The organism is Streptococcus sp. HMSC067A03 (assembly GCF_001814295.1).
GTDB lineage: Bacteria > Bacillota > Bacilli > Lactobacillales > Streptococcaceae > Streptococcus > Streptococcus constellatus.
Genome location: NZ_KV815646.1, coordinates 174,062 through 194,378, shown reverse-complemented (window position 1 = coordinate 194,378; position 20,317 = coordinate 174,062). Strand labels below are relative to the sequence as shown.

At 40.7% G+C, this 20,317-nt stretch carries 19 protein-coding genes and 1 pseudogene; 18 read left to right on the top strand and 2 right to left on the bottom strand.

Translation table 11 applies throughout. The annotated features are described in order from the left end of the window. The first annotated feature begins 2 nt into the window (after nucleotides 1–2). Nucleotides 3–887, top strand: coding sequence for an ROK family protein (locus HMPREF2963_RS03170; protein ID WP_070668613.1), 885 nt, complete (start codon nucleotides 3–5; stop codon nucleotides 885–887). A gap of 54 nt (nucleotides 888–941) precedes the next feature. Here the strand turns inward: HMPREF2963_RS03170 and HMPREF2963_RS03165 are convergent, their stop codons facing one another. Next, nucleotides 942–1,787: a MurR/RpiR family transcriptional regulator gene (locus HMPREF2963_RS03165; protein WP_003071160.1), complete on the bottom strand. Its 846-nt coding sequence runs from the start codon at nucleotides 1,785–1,787 to the stop codon at nucleotides 942–944. A gap of 236 nt (nucleotides 1,788–2,023) precedes the next feature. Between HMPREF2963_RS03165 and HMPREF2963_RS03160 the strand changes: the two genes are divergently transcribed. From HMPREF2963_RS03160 to HMPREF2963_RS03095, 16 genes and pseudogenes are all read left to right on the top strand, one after another. Beyond that, nucleotides 2,024–2,347, top strand: coding sequence for a hypothetical protein (locus HMPREF2963_RS03160; RefSeq protein WP_070668610.1), 324 nt, complete (start codon nucleotides 2,024–2,026; stop codon nucleotides 2,345–2,347). Next, on the top strand, nucleotides 2,337–4,295 hold the full coding sequence (locus HMPREF2963_RS03155) for a V-type ATP synthase subunit I (protein ID WP_070668608.1): 1,959 nt from the start codon (nucleotides 2,337–2,339) through the stop codon (nucleotides 4,293–4,295). Before HMPREF2963_RS03160 ends, HMPREF2963_RS03155 begins: the two co-directional genes overlap by 11 nt. Nucleotides 4,296–4,394: 99 nt before the next feature. Continuing rightward, on the top strand, nucleotides 4,395–4,874 hold the full coding sequence (locus HMPREF2963_RS03150; protein ID WP_003071156.1) for a V-type ATP synthase subunit K: 480 nt from the start codon (nucleotides 4,395–4,397) through the stop codon (nucleotides 4,872–4,874). 55 nt (nucleotides 4,875–4,929) lie between these two features. Next, the gene (locus HMPREF2963_RS03145) at nucleotides 4,930–5,520 is read left to right on the top strand and encodes a hypothetical protein (protein ID WP_070668605.1); all 591 of its coding nucleotides are present in this window, start codon (nucleotides 4,930–4,932) and stop codon (nucleotides 5,518–5,520) included. Nucleotides 5,521–5,531: 11 nt separating this feature from the next. Beyond that, nucleotides 5,532–6,542, top strand: a complete 1,011-nt coding sequence (locus tag HMPREF2963_RS03140; RefSeq protein WP_070668602.1) for a V-type ATPase subunit — start codon at nucleotides 5,532–5,534, stop codon at nucleotides 6,540–6,542. Further along, on the top strand, nucleotides 6,532–6,855 hold the full coding sequence (locus HMPREF2963_RS03135) for a V-type ATP synthase subunit F (protein WP_003071151.1): 324 nt from the start codon (nucleotides 6,532–6,534) through the stop codon (nucleotides 6,853–6,855). The genes HMPREF2963_RS03140 and HMPREF2963_RS03135 overlap by 11 nt, the downstream gene beginning before the upstream one ends. Nucleotides 6,856–6,867: 12 nt before the next feature. Beyond that, nucleotides 6,868–8,658, top strand: coding sequence for a V-type ATP synthase subunit A (locus tag HMPREF2963_RS03130; protein ID WP_003071149.1), 1,791 nt, complete (start codon nucleotides 6,868–6,870; stop codon nucleotides 8,656–8,658). Beyond that, nucleotides 8,645–10,036 (top strand): V-type ATP synthase subunit B, encoded by a 1,392-nt coding sequence (locus HMPREF2963_RS03125; RefSeq protein ID WP_003071147.1) that lies wholly within the window; start codon nucleotides 8,645–8,647, stop codon nucleotides 10,034–10,036. Before HMPREF2963_RS03130 ends, HMPREF2963_RS03125 begins: the two co-directional genes overlap by 14 nt. Nucleotides 10,037–10,048: 12 nt before the next feature. Then, nucleotides 10,049–10,672: a V-type ATP synthase subunit D gene (locus HMPREF2963_RS03120; protein ID WP_003071144.1), complete on the top strand. Its 624-nt coding sequence runs from the start codon at nucleotides 10,049–10,051 to the stop codon at nucleotides 10,670–10,672. Nucleotides 10,673–10,975: 303 nt separating this feature from the next. Beyond that, nucleotides 10,976–12,460, top strand: a complete 1,485-nt coding sequence (thrC, locus tag HMPREF2963_RS03115) for a threonine synthase (RefSeq protein WP_037596382.1) — start codon at nucleotides 10,976–10,978, stop codon at nucleotides 12,458–12,460. Between the two features lie 119 nt (nucleotides 12,461–12,579). Then, a complete protein-coding gene (locus HMPREF2963_RS03110) occupies nucleotides 12,580–13,857 on the top strand; it encodes an MATE family efflux transporter (RefSeq protein WP_003071140.1) in 1,278 nt (425 codons plus the stop codon). Next, nucleotides 13,854–14,465, top strand: a complete 612-nt coding sequence (locus tag HMPREF2963_RS03105; protein WP_070668599.1) for an HAD-IA family hydrolase — start codon at nucleotides 13,854–13,856, stop codon at nucleotides 14,463–14,465. Before HMPREF2963_RS03110 ends, HMPREF2963_RS03105 begins: the two co-directional genes overlap by 4 nt. 245 nt (nucleotides 14,466–14,710) lie before the next feature. Further along, entirely contained in the window at nucleotides 14,711–14,860 is a 150-nt protein-coding gene (locus tag HMPREF2963_RS09535; protein ID WP_225908972.1) for a helix-turn-helix domain-containing protein, read from the top strand. Nucleotides 14,861–14,864: 4 nt separating this feature from the next. Beyond that, nucleotides 14,865–15,011 (top strand): annotated as a pseudogene (locus HMPREF2963_RS09530) (DUF1304 family protein); the annotation flags it as partial. Between the two features lie 148 nt (nucleotides 15,012–15,159). Continuing rightward, nucleotides 15,160–15,438, top strand: a complete 279-nt coding sequence (locus HMPREF2963_RS03100; protein WP_003036975.1) for a phasin family protein — start codon at nucleotides 15,160–15,162, stop codon at nucleotides 15,436–15,438. Nucleotides 15,439–15,547: 109 nt separating this feature from the next. Beyond that, complete coding sequence (locus tag HMPREF2963_RS03095) at nucleotides 15,548–17,125, top strand: ABC1 kinase family protein (protein WP_070668596.1); 1,578 nt, start codon at nucleotides 15,548–15,550, stop codon at nucleotides 17,123–17,125. A 105-nt stretch (nucleotides 17,126–17,230) separates the two neighbouring features. Here HMPREF2963_RS03095 and HMPREF2963_RS03090 read toward each other — a convergent pair whose 3' ends face one another. Beyond that, entirely contained in the window at nucleotides 17,231–17,854 is a 624-nt protein-coding gene (locus tag HMPREF2963_RS03090; protein ID WP_003032003.1) for a TetR/AcrR family transcriptional regulator, read from the bottom strand. Between the two features lie 263 nt (nucleotides 17,855–18,117). Here HMPREF2963_RS03090 and HMPREF2963_RS03085 point away from each other — a divergent pair. Beyond that, nucleotides 18,118–20,317: Ig-like domain-containing protein (locus HMPREF2963_RS03085; protein WP_261786484.1), on the top strand; the 2,200-nt coding region annotated here is incomplete at its 3' end.

The window sequence follows — 20,317 nt, the reverse complement described above, 5'->3', positions numbered from 1 at the left end:
TTATGGGGAAATATATTGCCATTGATATTGGTGGAACAAATATCAAATATGGTCTGATTGATGATACTGACACCTTGCTGGAAGCACATGAAATCCCAACAGAGGCTTATAAGGGCGGTCCAGAAATTTTGCGCAAGGTAAAGGGAATTGTAGCACGTTATTTAGAACAAATTCCAGTTGCTGGGGTTTGTATCTCCTCAGCCGGAATGGTCGATCCAGATAAAGGAGAAATCTTTTATGCTGGTCCTCAGATTCCGAACTATGCAGGTACTCAGTTCAAGAAAGTGGTAGAAGAAACATTTGCCGTTCCTTGTGAGATTGAAAACGATGTCAATTGTGCTGGCTTAGCAGAAGTCATGTCCGGGAGCGGAAAGGGAGCGAACATTGCGATTTGTTTGACGATTGGGACGGGTATCGGTGGCTGTTTGCTGGTGGATGGTCAGGTTTTTCACGGCTTTAGTAATTCAGCCTGTGAAGTCGGTTATGTGTATCTGTCAGATGGTGCATTCCAAGATATGGCTTCAACGACGGCCTTGGTCAATTATGTAGCAGAACTTCACGGAGAAGATCCTGCTATGTGGAATGGACGGCGCATTTTCAAGGAAGCAACAGAAGGAAATGCACGCTGTATCCAAGGCATTGACCGCATGGTTAACTATCTAGGACAAGGGATTGCGAATATTTGCTATGTAGTCAATCCAGAAGTGGTGATTTTAGGTGGCGGCATTATGGAGCAAGAGGCCGTTCTTCGTCCTCGAATTGAGGCTGCTATGAAAGCCTGCTTGGTACCAAGTATCGCTAAAAAAACCAAGCTCGCTTTCGCTTACTATCAAAATACAGCAGGAATGTTTGGTGCCTATTATCATTTTAAAAATAAACAACAATAGATAAAAAGAGCAAGCGAGGTTCTCAGGAAAATCTGAACTCAACTTGCTCTTTTGTTATTTATGTCGTTGGTAGTAACCATTTAATTTTTTATTTTCCCAATAGCTGTTGAAGATTTTTTCTTTTTTCTCCCGATCAATTTCAAGGAAAAAGGCATAGAGTAAGTCAATCACCAGCAACATAGAAAATTGAGCTGAGATGCGCAAAATATACTCTGGTTTGCTTTGAATGGCAACAGGAATGATTTCCGTAAATTGTTGGTCAACTTTGTCTGATTGGCCTGTTACCAATACAGTTTTAGCTCCCATTGCTTTGGCATCCATCAGACTATTGATGATAGATTGGGTTTGTCCTGATAAAGAGAAACCAATCACCAAGCAATTTTTGTCTAAAATACTGGTCGTCCAAGCAAAGCCGTCTTGATCTGTCAAAGCTTCGCAGATGACCCCAAGCCGCATGAAGCGCAGTTTCATATCACGAGCTACCAACCCTGAACTACCAATACCAAAAAAATACACTCGATCCGCTTCTTCGATAAACTGCACCACACGCAACAGTTTTTCTTCATCAATCAATTCCTCTGTCTGTTGTCGAATTTGAGTATAATTTCGCAAAACTCTACGGGACACATCGTGTTGTAAGTGATTGGTTTCTTCTACATTACTTTGCAATTGATGAATATATTGAAAATTAAACTCTCTGTAACCTTTAAATCCACATTTTTTTGCAAAGCGAGTAAGTGCCGCCTGGGAGATGTAAAGAGTTTGCGCAACTTTTTGCGAAGAAAGGTCGTCGTAGATACTAGAAGGATTTAAAAAGTAGTTTGCAATCCGCTTTTCTAAGTCGGTCATGCTGTCAAAATGGCTTTCGATTCTCGCCATAATATGTCGCGTATTTTTCATAGATGTACTCTCTTTACTTGTAGTGATATAGAACAAATGTTTTGAAAAACCTATTTGTATTATAACATAGTTTTACAAAATAAGACGCTGAGTAGCTTGATAAATAGCACAGGGTGAAATGATTTCAATTAAGCGCAGAAAAGGAATAAAACTCTATGACGAATGATTTGAAAATGTGTTATAATTTACACAAGTAAACGTTACAGCCATTGTATGATACAAAGGAGGTGCAAGATATGACGAACGCTACTCTTGAGCAAATGCAAGAAATTGAGCGAGCAGCAGACGAAGTGCTAGCTGGTTATCAACATCAGATTCGGGAGTTGCAAAACCAAGCTGCCATCGATTTGAAGCAACTAGGGCGAGCCTATGATAAAGAAAAACAACAGTTGCTTATTGAGTTAAAGGAACAATCTGAAAAAGAGATTGCTAGCTTGACACAAGACTTGGAAAAAACGAAACAAGAGAACGAAGAAAAAGTCCAAGCAGCTTTGTCAAATAAAAAAGAGGCGTTACTGCAAATGATTGTAGACAGGGTGGTAGAAAAATATGGCAATTAGTCAGATGCAGGAATTGTCGCTGCTGTTGCCAAGAGAATTGTTGGATGAAATCCTTTCCTATCTGCAAAATCTCCAATCGGTTGAAATTCAGGATTTACAAGCAAAAGAGACCTGGAAAGGTGCTTTTGAGAAAGAGTTAGTGTGGAATCCTGATACATCTTTTTCGGAACATCTTCAAGCTTTGACTCGGCGGCAGGAAAAACTCGCACGTATGATTGAAAACCTGCAAGCATTTGTTCCTAAGAAAAAAATGCTGGAATCATTGAAGGAAGCTCCGTTGGAAACAAGCTTTGTCAGTTTAGAACAGATGGGACAAGCGCGTGACGAAGAAGCGTTTCTTGCGGCGATTCAGCAACAATTTCAAGTGTTGGCAAGAGCACAAGAAGTCAAAGAAACGGCTCAGTCGGAAGTGGCGGAGTTGGAAAAATGGGCAAGTTTAGACGTTACTCCAGTAGTACTTAAGCAATTTAAACATCTTCGTGCGTTTGTGGGAACCATTCCAACCAGTGGAAACAATCAGTTCAATATTCGATTGCAGGATTATCCTAATCTGGAAGTTCGAGAGGTTTTTACTAGCAGTACAGAAAAAGGAATCCTTGTGTTATGTAAAGCAGAAGTTGCTAAAGAAACCCAAGCAGTTTTGACAGAACTTGGTTTCAAGCTGTTTGAATATGCTTTTGAGGAATTGCCAAAGGAGCGTTTGGTAGCATTACAAGCGACGATAAAAGAGCAAGAAGCACTCATAACTTCAACAAAAATACAACTGGCGTCTTCAAATGAAGAATTAAAACAACTCAAGTGTCAGTTGGATTATGTATTGAATTTAACTTCTCGTCAAGAAATCAAGGAAGCTCTTGCTAGTACACAGAATTTGGTTGCCTTAGAGGGCTGGATTGAGCAGGAGCAGATAGAAGATTTAAGAATGGGACTCACGCAGCAATTTGGTGGTGCTGTCTTGCTTCAAATCCATGAAATGACGGCAGCTGATCGACAGCGCGTGCCGACAAAACTCAAAAACAATGCGCTGATTGAGCCGTTTGAGTTGGTAACGGAAATGTATTCGCTGCCGAAGTACGAAGACAAAGATCCAACACCCGTTGTGTCGCTGTTTTATTTTATCTTTTTTGGTATGATGGCAGCTGATATTGGCTATGGTTTGTTGCTCTTTGGTGGAACAAGTTGGGCTTTGAAGGCTCTACATATCAAGCCAAATCTGGCTAAGAATTTACGCTTTTTTAGAATTTTAGGAGTCGGCGTTGCACTCTGGGGAGTCATCTATGGTTCATTCTTTGGTTTCAAATTGCCTTTTGCGATTGTTGATACCAGTACGGATGTGATCACCATTCTGATTATGTCGGTCGTGATTGGGTTTATTACAGTCATGACAGGGCTTTATCTCAGTGGTGCAAAGAATATTCGCATGAAAGACTATGCGGAAGCCTATAATTCAGGCTTTGCTTGGATGCTGATTCTCGTCGGGCTGGCTTTATTAGCAGCGGGCCGATTATTCCCATCGCTTGCTATTGCTGGTTTGATCGGACAATGGCTTGCTATTATAAATGCTGTGGGTATTGTACTCGTTTCTATTATCAGCGCTAAGAGTTTGAAAGGATTGGGGCCTGCATTGTTTAATTTATACAATATCAGCAGTTATGTGGGCGATTTGGTGAGTTTCACGAGACTTATGGCTTTGGGTCTTGCAGGTGCGAGCATTGGTTCAGCCTTTAACTTAATTGTTAGTCTCTTTCCTCCTTTTGCTCGCTTCAGTATTGGTATTGTGCTATTTATCGCCCTTCACAGTATCAATATGTTCCTCTCCTTTTTATCAGGCTATGTACATGGAGCACGTTTAATTTTTGTTGAATTTTTTGGAAAATTCTACGATGGTGGTGGAAAAGCCTTTAAACCTTTGAAACCAGCAGGGAAATATGTTCGCTACAAAAAGTAGTTCAGCGAAATTGTTTTAATTGCTCAGACAGAATTTTATACCATTGACAATTAGAACAATCAAACAAATAGTATTTACTATTAGAAATGGAGTTTATTTATGCAAGCTTTTTCATCTTATTTTTCAACTTATGGCGGTGCCTTTTTCGCAGCACTAGGTGTGGTTCTGGCGATTTTTCTTAGTGGTATTGGTTCTGCACGGAATGTCGGCTCGACCGGTCAGGCTGCAGCAGCGTTGTTAAAAGAACAGCCCGAGAAATTTGTTAGCGCTTTGATTTTGCAGCTATTGCCAGGTACGCAAGGTTTGTATGGTTTTGTTATTGGAATTTTAATTTTCTTTAAAGTTCAACCTGAAATGGCTCTCCAAACAGGCTTGGCACTCTTTTTTGCCGCACTTCCAATCGGAATTGTTGGTTATTATTCTGCTAAATATCAAGGAAATGTAGCGACAGCAGGCATGCAGATTTTGGCAAAACGTCCTGAAGACGTAATGAAAGGAGTAATCCTTGCTGCCATGGTCGAAACCTATGCTATCCTTGCCTTTGTTGTGTCTCTTTTAATGGTTTTGAATGTGAAATGAAAATGAGACAGTTTTTAGGGTCTTGAACCATCTGATTTCATAGAAGGAGGCAGATATGGGATTTGAATCTCAATTGAGGGATTCGGTTTTAGAGCAGGCGCATGAAAATGGGCGACAGTTAGTAGCTAATGCCCAAGAAACCCTTGATCGCGAAACTAAAGAACAAAAAGTACGGCTGAAACAAGAAAAAATGCAACAACGTGAGCAAGAAGTAAAAGTGCTAAAACGTCAAGTACAGCGTGAAGTGCAGCAACTTGAAAATGAAAAACGTCAATCTACTTTGGCGACCAAGCAACGGATTTTGAAAGAATTATTTGCAGGAGCTTATGAGCAGATGGCGGCTTGGTCGCTCAAACAGGAACAGGCTTTTTTGGAGCAGATCTTAAAAAAGTATCCTCAAGAAGAGCTGGTTTTGACATTTGGTTCACGAACATTTGGTAAATATTCAGCCGTTCAATTAGAACAATTGTTAGAGCGTTATCCACAAGTGAAATTAGCTTCTTCAGCTGTGAGTGGAGAAGCGGGTTTTCTCCTTTCGCGAGGGAATGTTGACGATAACTATCTCTACCGTTATTTGGTGGATTCTTTATGGCAGGAGGAAAGCTATCGGCTCGCTCAGGCTATTTTCCAAGATAAAGAAGAGTAAGGAGACTGTTCATGAATGACAATACTTTCGCACAAGTTAATACGGAAATTAGTATTCATGAGAGTAGTTTCTTAAGTCCTGCGCAGTATGAGCAGTTGTTGCGAGCTTCAAGTTCTGAAAGTCGATCAGCAGCTTTGGAAGGGACAGCATATAATCCGAATCATGAACAACTAACTGACTTAAATACGATTGAGAGATTTCTCATGAAGCATTTGTTTGCAGAGTATACATGGGCTTTTGAAGTCAGTCCAACATCTGCTTTGGTGGAGTTTTTCACGCTTAAATATACCTATCACAATCTTAAAGTGTTGCTTAAGCACAAGGCAACCGGCTTAAATTTAAGGCATCTGTTGATTCCTGTCGGGTCATATTCGTTAGACATGCTGGAGCAGCTGATTACAACTTTTTCTGCGGAATACTGTCCCAAATTGATGGTGGATGAAATAGCAGCAACTTGGGCAGAATATCAGGATTACCAAGATGTGCGTGTTTTGGAAATCGGAATGGATCTAGCTTATTTTGCGCACTTAAAAAGGTTGGAATCTGAATTTGAAGATGAGCGGCTTAAGCAGTTGGTACGGTTGACGATTGATTTTTACAATGCAACAACGGTGCAGCGTGCCATTCGTCACCAAAAACCGCATAGTTTTATGACACAGCTCTTATCTGATGATGGATCTTTAACAAGTGCAGAGTGGATTGAGTTAGCAGAAAAAGGGCAACTAACGGACTGGTTTTCTCAAGTAAACCCATTAGAATTTGATGCAAAATTGCGCTCTTATGAAGAAAAAATGCATTTGGGTAAGCTGACAAATCTTGAACTGGAATATTTAGCAGACTTGGTTCCGTTTAAACTCTTAGAGCAAGGACGATTTGAAACAAGTGGTCCACTTCCATTAGCTCGCTATTTATTGGGAAAAGAGCTAGAAGTGAAAAATCTTCGACTTATTTTGACCGGTTTGACAAATCAGCTTCCAGTAGAAATCATTAAAGAAAGGATGAGACCGATTTATGGCCAGTAAAACTTATAAAATTGGTGTGGTAGGAAATCGTGATGCCATTCTACCTTTTCGTCTAATTGGTTTTCAGACTTTTCCAGTCACAGGAGCAGCTGATGCTGTGAATGCTTTACGCCGACTGAGCCGAGAAGATTTTGCCATTATTTATTTGACAGAGGATGTGGCTGCAGAAATCCCTGAAACATTGGCTTACTATGATAAGCAAGTATTGCCAGCGATTATTTTAATCCCGACTCATAAAGGAATAATGGGATTAGGACGGGGACGCATTCGTGAGAATGTAGAAAAAGCAGTCGGACAAAATATTTTAAATTAGAAGGAGCAAGACTTGAGTCAAGGAAAGATTATAAAAGTTTCAGGTCCTTTGGTGGTTGCTTCTGGAATGCAAGAAGCGAACATTCAGGATATTTGTCATGTAGGCAATTTGGGCTTGATTGGGGAGATCATCGAGATGCGTCAAGATGAGGCTTCTATTCAGGTATACGAAGAAACCTCTGGTCTTGGGCCAGGAGAACCAGTAGAAACAACAGGGAGTCCGTTATCGGTTGAGTTGGGGCCGGGTCTGATTTCGCAAATGTTTGATGGCATTCAACGTCCTTTGGCACGCTTTCAAACGGTGACACAGAGTGATTTTCTGGTACGTGGAGTTCAGCTACCTAATCTGAATCGTGAGACTAAGTGGGACTTTGTACCTTGTCTAGCTGTCGGCGATGAAGTCCAAGCTGGAGATATTCTAGGCACCGTTCAAGAAACCGAGCTGGTAGTGCATCGTATTCTGGTACCAGTTGGTGTTAGTGGTCGGCTGACGGCTATTGAAGCTGGTAGCTTCACGGTCGAAGAAGCAGTCTATGAAATTGAGCGTGCGGATGGTTCTGTCTTTGTCGGCAATCTCATGCAGAGGTGGCCAGTCCGGAGAGGCCGTCCATTTGCTCAAAAGCTGATCCCAGAGGAACCTTTGGTGACGGGTCAACGCGTGATTGACACCTTTTTCCCTGTGACCAAGGGCGGGGCAGCTGCTGTTCCTGGCCCATTTGGTGCTGGCAAGACTGTTGTTCAGCATCAGGTTGCCAAATTTGCTAATGTGGACATCGTGATTTATGTTGGCTGTGGCGAGCGGGGCAATGAAATGACGGATGTCTTAAATGAATTTCCAGAGCTAATCGATCCAGTAACTGGTCAGTCAATTATGCAACGAACCGTTCTGATTGCGAACACGTCCAACATGCCAGTTGCGGCGCGTGAGGCTTCTATTTATACAGGAATTACAATTGCTGAGTACTTCCGAGACATGGGCTACTCTGTGGCCATTATGGCAGATTCGACCTCACGTTGGGCAGAAGCTCTGCGGGAAATGTCCGGGCGTTTGGAAGAAATGCCGGGCGATGAAGGCTATCCTGCCTATCTCGGCAGTCGGATTGCTGAATATTACGAACGAGCTGGTCGGGTGAAAACCTTAGGTAGTGACGAGCGCGAGGGAAGTATTACTGCAATTGGTGCCGTTTCCCCTCCAGGTGGAGATATTTCGGAGCCCGTTACGCAAAATACTCTACGGATTGTCAAGGTCTTCTGGGGATTGGACGCTCAGTTGGCACAACGTCGTCACTTTCCGGCTATCAACTGGCTTAGTTCTTACTCACTTTATCTAGATGAGGTAGGGCACTATATCAATCAACATGAACAGTTGACTTGGTCAGAAAAGGTAACCAAGGCAATGAACATTCTTCAAAAAGAGAGTGAACTACAAGAAATCGTACGGTTGGTTGGCCTGGATTCGCTGTCTGAAAAGGATCGTCTTACCATGAATACAGCAAAAATGATCCGTGAGGACTACCTGCAGCAGAATGCTTTTGACGAAGTGGATACCTACACTTCCTTTAAAAAACAAGTGGCTCTTCTTACTAATATCCTAACGTTTGATGAAGAAGCTAATCGTTCTTTGAATTTAGGTGCCTATTTTACTGAGATTATGAACGGTACTGTGGAGTTGAGAGATCAGATTGCCCGCTCTAAATTTATCCCAGAGGATCAGTTGGAAGCAATTCGCAGTTTGGATACCGCTATTCGGGAAAAACTGCATGATATTCTTGCCCAAGGAGGAGCAACCAATGAACGTGATTAAAGAATACCGTACCGTCAGTGAAGTTGTCGGCCCTTTGATGATTGTGGATCGAGTAGAAGGGGTGCATTTCAATGAATTAGTGGAAATCCAACTCCATGATGGAACGAAGCGTCAAGGGCAGGTCTTAGAAGTGCAAGAAGATAAGGCGATGGTGCAGCTGTTTGAAGGCTCTAGCGGAATCAATCTAGGGAAAACTAAGGTGCGTTTTACCGGTCATCCTCTTGAGTTGCCAGTATCAGAAGATATGGTCGGAAGGATTTTCAATGGGATGGGTAAGCCTATTGATGGTGGTCCAGATATTTTGCCTGAGAAATACCTGGACATTGACGGTCAAGCGATCAATCCAGTAGCAAGAGATTATCCTGATGAGTTCATTCAGACTGGGATTTCAGCTATTGATCACCTCAATACTTTGGTACGTGGTCAAAAACTGCCAGTCTTTTCTGGATCGGGCCTGCCTCATAAGGAATTGGCCGCTCAGATTGCTCGACAAGCTACTGTGCTCAATTCAGAAGAAAATTTTGCAGTCGTTTTTGCAGCTATGGGGACGACCTTTGAAGAAGCTGAATTTTTTATGAATGACTTGCGGGAGACGGGGGCCATTGACCGCTCTATCCTCTTTATCAATCTAGCAAATGATCCTGCTATTGAGCGGATTGCAACACCACGAATTGCCTTGACGGCTGCCGAATACTTGGCTTATGAAAAGGACATGCACGTTCTCGTCATCATGACAGACATGACGAACTACTGTGAGGCCTTGCGAGAAGTATCCGCTGCTCGTCGAGAGGTGCCAGGACGCCGAGGCTATCCGGGTTATCTTTATACCAACCTATCCACCCTGTATGAGCGTGCAGGACGTTTGGTAGGGAAGAAAGGCTCGGTCACACAAATTCCAATTCTTACCATGCCTGAGGATGATATCACTCATCCCATTCCTGATTTGACTGGTTACATTACTGAGGGTCAGATTATCCTGTCGCGTGACCTTTACAATAGTGGTTATCGTCCGCCGATTAATGTGTTACCGTCCCTTTCACGTCTCAAGGACAAAGGATCTGGCGAAGGAAAGACTCGGGGAGACCACGCGGCAACGATGAATCAGCTTTTTGCGGCTTATGCACAAGGGAAACAGGCCAAAGAATTAGCAGTTGTACTAGGAGAGTCTGCATTATCTGATACGGATAAACTCTATGTACAATTTACTGAGCGATTCGAAAAAGAATATATCAATCAAGGATTTTATACCAATCGAACGATTGAAGAAAGCCTAGATTTAGGTTGGGAATTGTTGTCTATCTTGCCACGGACGGAGCTTAAGCGGATTAAGGATGATATGATCGACCAATATTTACCAGAAAGTAGGCGGCAAGCTTAAGGAGGTGAGCCGATGACTCGTTTGAATATCAAACCCACTCGAATGGAACTCAACAATCTAAAAGAGCGCCTGAAAACAGCTACTCGCGGTCATAAACTTCTCAAGGATAAGCGAGATGAATTGATGCGTCGTTTTATTGAAGCTGTTCGCGAAAATAATCGCCTTCGCCAAAAAGTTGAAGAAGCTCTCGTTGGTCATATGCAGGACTTTGTGTTGGCAAAAGCTTTGGAAAGCGACCTTATGGTGGAAGAAATTTTTGCTGTCCCTATGCGAGAAATCAATCTCCATATCGAACAGGAAAATATCATGAGCGTGCGAGTTCCTAAGATGCATGCCCATATTGCCAATCCTTACGGTGATGATGATGGAGATGTAGTTTATAGCTACGTGGCATCCAACAGCCAGATGGATGAGACGATTGAAGATATGAGTAACCTATTGCCAGATCTTTTGCGCTTAGCAGAGATTGAAAAGAGCTGTCAGTTGATGGCGGATGAAATTGAAAAAACTCGCCGCCGGGTCAATGGCTTAGAGTATGCAACTATTCCAGATCTCATAGAAACCATTCAATATATCGAAATGAAGCTAGAAGAAGCTGAACGAGCTAGTCTAGTGAGAGTTATGAAAGTGAAATAATGATGGGAAAGTATTCAAAAAACTGAGGTAGCCAAATAATGTTGTGTAATAAGTCGGTAGTGGGATACTCGATATTTAAAATCACTGTCACTGACATTCAGTTCTATGGCTGACAACGATAATCAAAAAACAAAACGGACGATGCTTTGATGAGTTGACGTCTGTTTTTTCTTTTCGATGATTAGACGTGCAAGCAAGAATAAACCAAAAGTTTACGCACATTAGTATTTTCCATAGAAATGCGAGAATTTTCTGATAAGTCATGTTATAATAGAACAGACTACACGAAAGGGATAAAAATTTATGACTTTAGTTTATCAATCAACGCGTGACGCAAACAATACAACGACAGCTAGCCGAGCTATTTTGCAGGGATTGGCAACAGATGGCGGTCTCTTTACTCCAATTTCTTATCCTCAGGTAGAGTTGGATTTTGCAAAACTAAAAGACGCTTCCTATCAAGAAGTAGCAAAATTAATTTTATCTGCTTTCTTAGATGATTTCACAGATCAAGAGCTAGATGATTGTATTGCCCATGCTTACGATAACAAGTTTGATACGCCGAACATTGCTCCCTTAATCAAGCTAGATGGTCAGTACAATTTAGAGCTTTTTCATGGTTCGACCATTGCTTTTAAGGACATGGCCTTGTCCATCCTTCCGCATTTACTGACGACTGCAGCGAAAAAGCATGGCTTAGAAAATAAAATTGTCATTCTGACGGCGACTTCTGGCGACACGGGTAAGGCAGCTATGGCAGGCTTTGCAGACGTTCCTGGGACCGAGATTATCGTCTTTTATCCGAAAGACGGTGTCAGCAAGGTTCAGGAGCTGCAAATGACGACTCAGACAGGGGACAATACTCATGTAGTGGCTATTGAAGGGAATTTTGATGATGCTCAGACCAATGTCAAGCAGATGTTTAATAACGCTGTGCTTCGCAAAAAACTAGCAGAACACAAGTCGCAATTTTCTTCCGCCAACTCCATGAATATCGGGCGCTTGGTGCCACAGATTGTTTATTATGTCTATGCCTATGCACAATTGGTCAAAACCGATCAGATTCGAGCTGGTGAAGCAGTCAATTTTTCTGTACCAACTGGAAACTTCGGTAATATCTTGGCAGCCTACTATGCTAAACAAATAGGTCTTCCAGTTGGCAAGTTAATCTGTGCTTCCAACGAAAATAATGTCTTGACAGATTTCTTTAAAACACATATCTATGATAAGAAGCGCTGTTTCAAGGTGACATCTAGCCCGTCTATGGACATTTTAGTTTCTTCAAATCTAGAGCGCTTGATTTTCCACCTGTTAGGAAATAATGCCGAAAAGACAGCAGAGTTGATGACCAATCTCAAAAAACATGGTCAGTATGAGTTGACCAACTTTGACTCAGAAATGCTAGCACTCTTTGCGGCTGAATATGCCACAGAAGTGGAGACCGCGGCTGAAATCAAACGGGTTTATGAAATATCTAACTATATTGAAGATCCGCATACAGCAGTAGCATCAGCCGTTTATCAAAAATATCGGACCAAAACAGGTGACGACACGAAGACAGTCGTTGTTTCAACTGCCAGTCCTTACAAATTCCCAGTTGTTGCAGTCGAAGCTGTGACTGGACAAACCGGACTGAGTGATTTTGAAGCTTTGGCTCAGTTACATGATCTTACTGGTGTGTCAATTCCAGCAGCAGTGGATGGCATCGAAACGGCTGAAGTCCGCCATAAAATGATTGTTGCTGCTGACCAAATGCAGGCGGCAGTAGAAAAGGATTTAGGACTTTAACCATTTTCAACACTCAGAGGGGACTCACCTGAGAGTTTTCGGCTTGTAAAAGTATATAAACAGTCTATTGCAAGTCTCGTACAGCAAAGAGTATAATCAAAGCAGGAGTTTCATAATGCATGACCACTTATAAAAAGATTTTAAACATAGCTTTGCCAGCCATGGTAGAAAACTTTTTGCAGATGCTAATGGGAATGGTAGATTCGTATTTAGTAGCTAGTCTAGGTCTGGTGGCTATTTCAGGAGTTTCGGTTGCTGGCAATATGATTAGCATTTATCAGGCCATTTTTATTGCACTAGGATCAGCGGTATCCAGTCTAATTTCTAAGAGTTTAGGAGAAGGAGACCGAGATAATCTAGCTTATCATACTAGTGAGGCCATTAAATTGACCCTGATGCTGAGTGGGTTTCTGGGACTTTTCTCGCTTGCTTTTGGACGCCAAATATTGGCTTGGTTGGGAACGGAGCCTGCAGTCGCTAATGCAGGTGGTCTCTATCTCGCTTTAATCGGAGGAACAATTGTTCTTTTGGGAATGATGACAAGTCTAGGGGCTTTGGTTCGAGCGACCAGTAATCCCCGCCTGCCTATGTATGTCAGCTTTTTTAGCAATCTACTTAATGTTCTTTTTTCCAGCATTGCAATTTTTATTTTCCACATGGGAATTGTTGGAGTGGCATTGGGAACTATTTTAGCTCGTCTGGTGGGCGTCTTCATTTTATGGAAAGAATTGTCGCTACCTTTGGCGCATTGGAGTTGGAAGCTGGATTGGGAACTGTTGCGCTTATCTCTGCCAGCTGCTGGGGAACGATTGATGATGCGAGCTGGGGATGTTGTGATGATTGCTATTATTGTTAAGTTCGGGACAGATGCCGTCGCAGGAAATGCTATTGGAGAGGTTCTGACCCAGTTTAACTACATGCCGAGCTTTGGTGTCGCTACTGCAACAGTCATGTTGGTAGCTCATGCAGTGGGACAAGCAGACTTTCAAGCAGTTAGGAGGCTGACAAAGCAGACGTACTGGTTATCTCTAAGCCTCATGTTACCGATAGCTCTGTTTCTTTTTGGGTTTGGGCAGCCGTTAACACAATTTTATACAACTGACGGTGGTGCTGTTCAGGCTAGTTTGTCTGTTGTTCTGTTTTCACTTTTGGGAGTGCCTATGACAGCAGGAACAGTCATCTATACAGCTGTTTGGCAAGGGTTGGGCAATGCTAAGTTGCCTTTTTATGCCACGACGGTTGGTATGTGGCTCATTCGCATTGTAGCAGGCTATTTTCTGGGAGTAACGCTGGGCTTGGCCTTGCCTGGAGTTTGGACGGCTACTCTTTTGGACAATAGCTTTCGCTGGCTATTTTTACAAATACTCTACCAACGGAAAATGAGGGAGCGAACATGACAAGAGCTTTTATTTGGGATTTGGATGGAACATTACTAGATTCCTATGACGCTATTTTGGCGGGGATTGAAGAAACTTATACTCACTATGGATTGGACTTTGACCGAGAGGGTATCCATGCTTATATTTTGCGGCATTCTGTTCAAAAATTGCTGGAAACAGTTGCAGTAGAAAAAGGCTTGAATGCAGAAGAGATGAATCGATTTAGAGGGCAAAGCTTGCAAGAGAAGAATGCTCAAATTAAGCTTATGGATGGTGCTAAGACAATTCTTGCTTGGGCGCAGGAAGCAGGTATTCAGCAGTTTGTTTATACCCACAAGGGGGAAAATGCCTACCAAGTTTTAGCTGATTTAGATATTTTGGATTATTTCACAGAAATTGTGACGACGGCTAATGGATTTGCAAGAAAACCTGATCCAGAAGGGGTGGATTATCTGGTGGAAAAATATCAGTTGAATAAAGAAATGACTTACTATATCGGTGACCGAATGCTAGATGTAGATGTTGCCTTTAACAGCGGTATTCAATCCATCAATTTCTGTGATTACCGACCAACGATCAATCAAAAAATCAATCAGTTAGTAGATATACAAAAGATAATCCGTTAAAGGGAAGCAAAATGGTTGCTTTTCTTTTTTATAGTCCACAATTGACTTGTCAATAGTTGACGAATCACCAAAACTAAAAAGGAGAACTAGGGTTCCATTCATCACCTACTATATCAACTACATTCAACGGAGCAGGCTATCGCGCAATTCTTTGCGTAATGAGCTTAACGTGGCATTTTTGATGAATCATATTCCGTGTAATCAGGCAGCGGTGCAAGAAGTCTTGAAAATCATCCCGCGCAGTATTGACCCAGCATTTCAAACTTTTAGAAGAACGTGGTTATGTTCAACGAAGTCGCAATCCCAAAAATAAACGAGAGATTAGATGTAATGAATCTTGTAAAAAAGCAACTTTTACAGAATCCACCGAGTCCCCATGTAGGTGTCCAAAATGAAGACAGTCCTCGTCTAGAAATTGTGACTCTTTGTGTTTAGTTTGTCATTGGTATCGCAGGATACGGCGCAGTAACAGCTAATAAGAAAATCATCCTGACCCAAGGAGGTCCCGCTATTTTAGCTATTTTAAGTATTTTATTGTTTAAATAAGGCTAGCATTAACCTTTATAAAAGTTTAAGTGAATCACTATTAACGTTTTGTGCTCTAAATGATTTATTACTTCATTTTTCTCTAGAATAAATAGCTCAAAAGCGCTATAATGAAGGTGGAAAGATTCTCATATATGGAGGTGTCAAGATGGACGAATTGAAAAAAGTTTTGCTGGCAGGGATTGGATTGACTTCCATGACCTATGATAAAGCTAGTGAATTTGTCAAAGAATTGATTGCCAAAGGTCGCTTAACGGTGGATGAAGGCAAGCAACTTCAGTCAGAATTAAAGCGCAAAGCAAAAGAACAAACCGCTGAAAGTCAAGTTGAACACATAGATAATGTATATGCAACCAAGCAAGATATTGAACGATTAGAAGACAAACTAGACCAATTACTTAAAGGGCTTTCGAAAACAGAAGAATAGTCTTCCATGATAACGCAGTCACAACTTTATAAAGACTGCGTTTTTTGCTAAACTAAAAGCAGGATTTGAAAGAAAAATTGACAATTCTAAATAGAAGGAGGATAACTTTATGGCAAACAAACGCTTACGAGAGATTCTAACAGCCTTTAGTGCTGTTGGTTGGTCCAATCTGAGAGAACGAAGGAAGCCACTGGACGAGAAAAAAGCTCCTAAGCAATTGCGAGAAGCTTTTGAGCAACTAGGACCCAGTTTTGTAAAAATTGGTCAAATTTTGTCCACTCGCAGTGACTTATTGCCAGAAATCTATATCAAAGAGTTAAGCAAGTTACAAGATGACGTCAAACCTTTGGACAAAGAGACCGTCATGGCTGCCATTGAAGACGAGTTAAAACGCCCAATTGAGCAACTTTTTTTAGACGTCTCGCAGGAACATTTAGCAAGTGCTTCCGTCGCACAAACTCACCGTGCTGTTTTGTTAAATGGCGATGAAGTTGTGCTGAAAATTCAGCGTCCGCATATTCAAGAGCAAATTACAGAAGACATTGCGCTCTTGATTCGACTAGCTCGTCATTTTCCTAAGCATTTACTGCCTATGGTGGATTTGCCAAAGATTCTGCAACAGTTACAGACCACTCTCTTGAACGAAATTGACTTTCGCAATGAAGCTAAGTACATGGACGAATTTGCTCGCTACAATCAAGAGATTCCTTGTGTTGGTGTGCCAAAAGTCTATCCAGACTTTACCACTCCCCACTTAATTGTGGAAGAATACATTCCTGGTGTCCGCATCAATCAATATGCTGTTTTACAAGAAGCTGGCTACGATTTGGCAGATATTGGTCAGAAACTTATGTTGAGCTTTATCAAGCAGGTATTTAAAGATGGCTTTTTTCACGGTGATCCACATCCAGGTAATCTTTTAATCTATGAAGGAAAGATTTATTTTATTGATTTTGGAATTACAGGGGAATTGGAAACGGGTTTTCGTGTGTCTCTAAACGACATGCTGTCCAGTTTTACGACACAAGACATTGATTCGATGACACAGGCTATTCTAACAATTACGACTACTAGTGAACCAATCAATAAATTGCAATTAGAGCAAGATATTGAGCGCATGTTAACCAAATACGGTAATTTAGAGTTGGGCTCCTTGTCGATTACAGATATGTTTGAGGATGTGGTGGCGATTTGTAGGCGTCATCATTTACAAGTACCTTCTCAGATGGCAATTTTAGAAAAAGCCGCTTTGCAAATTGAAGGCCTTTTTCGCGAGCTAGCTCCTAATATCAATCTGATGACCTTAGCCAAGCAATATTTCCTTGAAAATATGAAATCAGATATTTTACACCAGACCTTGAGTTATGATTCTTTCTTAATCGAACTCCTCTATTTGCTGCGGCATGGGAAAAGCATTCCAAGACGGCTCCACCAGCTAGTGGAGCAGGTGGTGAATGGTCGCTTGGTTGTCAATCATGACTTAATTGACTACAATCAACGCTTTCACCGTATCGAATCTTTGACCAATCGTCTTGTACTAAGCCTAGTTTTTCTAGCTTTGCTACTGACAGGAGGGATTTTAACCCTCAATCCAGATATGCTGTTTTTAGCAAAATTTCTGTTAACCTCAGCAGGCTTGGTATTAGTGTGGTTATTCTATCTTATCATCCGCTCCACAAAAAAATAACATAAAAAGTGAGCGTGACAACTTACTTCTTCATCCGTTTTTCAAGCTCAGAAGAGCTACGGGAGATGAGACTATGAACTAAGAATTTTCAAGATTAGTTCGGTTTCACTCCCTTTCTTTATCTTCCAAACTGTTTGTAACGATTAGTTTGTCATTAGAGGAAGTTTGCTTGAAACAAACATAGTCTGTGAGAGGGAAATGAATCAACTTTAAAAAGGTTTCTGCAAATTGTTCAGGAGGGGTAGGTTCAGGTTGGGTAATCCAAATTTCAATAAAGATCAAAATTCCTCTAACAAGAACTTGAGCAGCCTTTTCTTTTGGAATGTTTAATTTTTGATAGTCAATCGTAATATGTTGTTCAATCCATTGTCCATAGGTATTTCGTAAAAATTCCCTCCAATATGGATCTGCTGCTGTTGTAAAAAGACAGCTGATTTGTTTTCGGTGGGTGTATAAGATAGGAATCACTACCTCTGCAAAAAAGACAAAAGGATCAGGATAAACTTTCTTATCATAAGTTTGAAAAATCATTCGAAATTCAGCATCAAGTTCTTTATGAATATAGTCTAGAATTTCATGATTTCCATTGAAATGACGTTTGTAAATGGCTTGTCTTGAAATTCCAGCCTTTTTGGCAATTTCTGCTAAAGAAAAATGCATTTTATTTGGATGTTCCATAGCAAGCTCAAAAAAAGCCTCTAGAATTTTTTCTCTCGTATTAAGTACCATCTTGCTCCCTCCTTATAAATATTCTAATTTAAAAAATATATGTAGTCTAGCAAAACCATCGAAAAAAGTTTACGTTTTGTAAACCACCTGCACTATCCTGTTGTATATCAATGGGGTGTTTAAAACTTTACAGTTTGTCAAGAAATAGAACTAAAATATAGAGCATTTTGATTGAAAGGACTATAAGGTAGTTGATATAATGGTATTAGTGGAGTTTTGTACTTTTGTACAAAGTCCTGAAAAACCATAGAAAGGAAATCGTCATGATTAAAAAAGCGATGAATCTTGTTGGGGTTGCATTATTGCTGGCTTCAACAATCTTATCACCAGCTAGTGCTGTTGCTCAGACATTGTCGAATCAATCTTCTACAGTGACAACTCAGTCATCTCCGAAAACAGGAACGACTGAACAGCCAACGTCTCCTACTGAGTCAACGCAAAAGGCAGCAGATACTAGTTCTAGTCAGGGGCAGCAGCCTGCTACTGAGAATAAAGCGGAAGCTAATTCAAATGAGCAGGAAAATAAGCCAAGCACCTCAAAAGAAGAAAGCTCTGATGCTAGCCAAGTAAAAGAAGATACATCTTCACAAAAAGCTAGTAAGGTAGAGGAAAAGAGTGAGACTCAGCCAGGAGCTCCACCTGCTGCTAAAGATACTAAAGATACCCAAGCAGCTCCTAAAACAAAAAGGGCAGCAAAAGAAATAGACGCGATTACGAAATTTAGTATTACAGATAAAGATGGGAAACCCTTAAACAAACCGTTGCAACAATGGGAGCGGTTTAAAATAAATGGAACATTTACCTTACCTAATAATGAAGTTCAAGAGGGTGACTATACAACAATAACTCTTCCAAAGGAACTTGTTCTTGAAAAATCTTCTGATTTTGATATTGTAGATAAAAACGGTAATGTTGTGGCTCGTGCAGCTGTTGATGCAGAGAATCGAACGTTAAAGTTGACCTATACAAAATATGTTGAAGACAAATCAGATATCAAGGGTAGCTTTTATTTTTATACTTATATTAATCATCATATCGTAAAGGAAAAGAAAAAAGTTCCAATCGAAATTGCAGTTAATCGAAAAGTGATTAAGGTGGGAGAACCAGAATTTGGAGGTCCAAATCCGCCATCACAAGATAATTTGATAAAATCGGGTAATTTTCAATCGGACAGTACCATCACCTATGATCTTGTCGTGAATTCGTCAGGGAAAGCAATCCGTGATGCAAAAGTAACAGATATTTTAACAACACCGAAAATTTCCTATATTAGAAATAGTTTTAAAATTTACAAAGGGAAATGGGTTATTGAAAACAATCGTTGGGTTTTGAAAAACAGAACTGAGGTTACAAGTCAATTTACAGTAGAGTTTCTATCTGATTCATCATTTTCTATCAGGTTAGGTGATATAAAAGCTGGTGAAGGCTATCATGTTATCTATAAGGCGAAGCCAAACTATAAATTACAAAATGGTGAAATTATTAAAAATACTGCGACTCTTTGGTCAAGTCAAACTAAAATTGTAGAAACGATTCGCCCAAACATGTATCTAGAGGCGGGCGGAAGTGCAGAAGGCTATGTTTATTCTATAACCTTGCATAAAAAAGATGAGACCTCTGGATCACCTTTGGCAGGAGCAGTCTTTAGAGTAACACGTGATCGGAATGGTGCTGTTGTAGGAGACTTCACTACGGATAGTACAGGAAAAGTCACGATTCCTAATTTGTTGAAAGACAATTATACTATTAAAGAAATTAAAGCGCCGGATGGTTATCAGTTAATAGGCAAAGAAATTAAGGTTAAACCAGAAGACTTTGGAACAACTAAATCCATAACAAAAGATATCGTCAATAAAAAAATTGAAAAAGTATCTACACAATTACAAATTGAGAAAGAATTAATTGGTCGGAAACTTAAAGATAGAGAATTTGAATTTGAATTGAAGAAAGAGGGAGACCAAAATCCAATTCAAACAAAAACAAATGATGTCAACGGTAAAGTAACATTTGATCCAATTAACTATACTGAAGAAGGTACGCATAAGTACATTATTTCTGAAAAACGCAAAGTAAACCCTGAAAAAGGGATTAATTATGATCCGAACGATATCTATGTGACAGTGGTTATTTCAAGAGATGCGTCTGGTAAGTTAGTGTCAACTGTCAAGTATGAAGGTATTGATGGCCAAGGTGGTAGAGAAGAAAAGAATAAGTTCACAAACTATTACCTTCCAGAGAAGACAAGCACAAAACTTTCTGTAACTAAGAAATTAATTGGTCGCAAACTTCAAAAAAATGAATTTGAGTTTGACTTAAAAGAAAATGGCCAAGTTCTCCAAACTGTAAAAAATGCGGCTGATGGTAAGGTTCAATTCAAAGAGCTTGAATATACTAAAGCAGGAACCTATCATTATACCATTAGTGAAAAAGCTGGTGATGTTCCAGGAGTTGAATATGAACCGA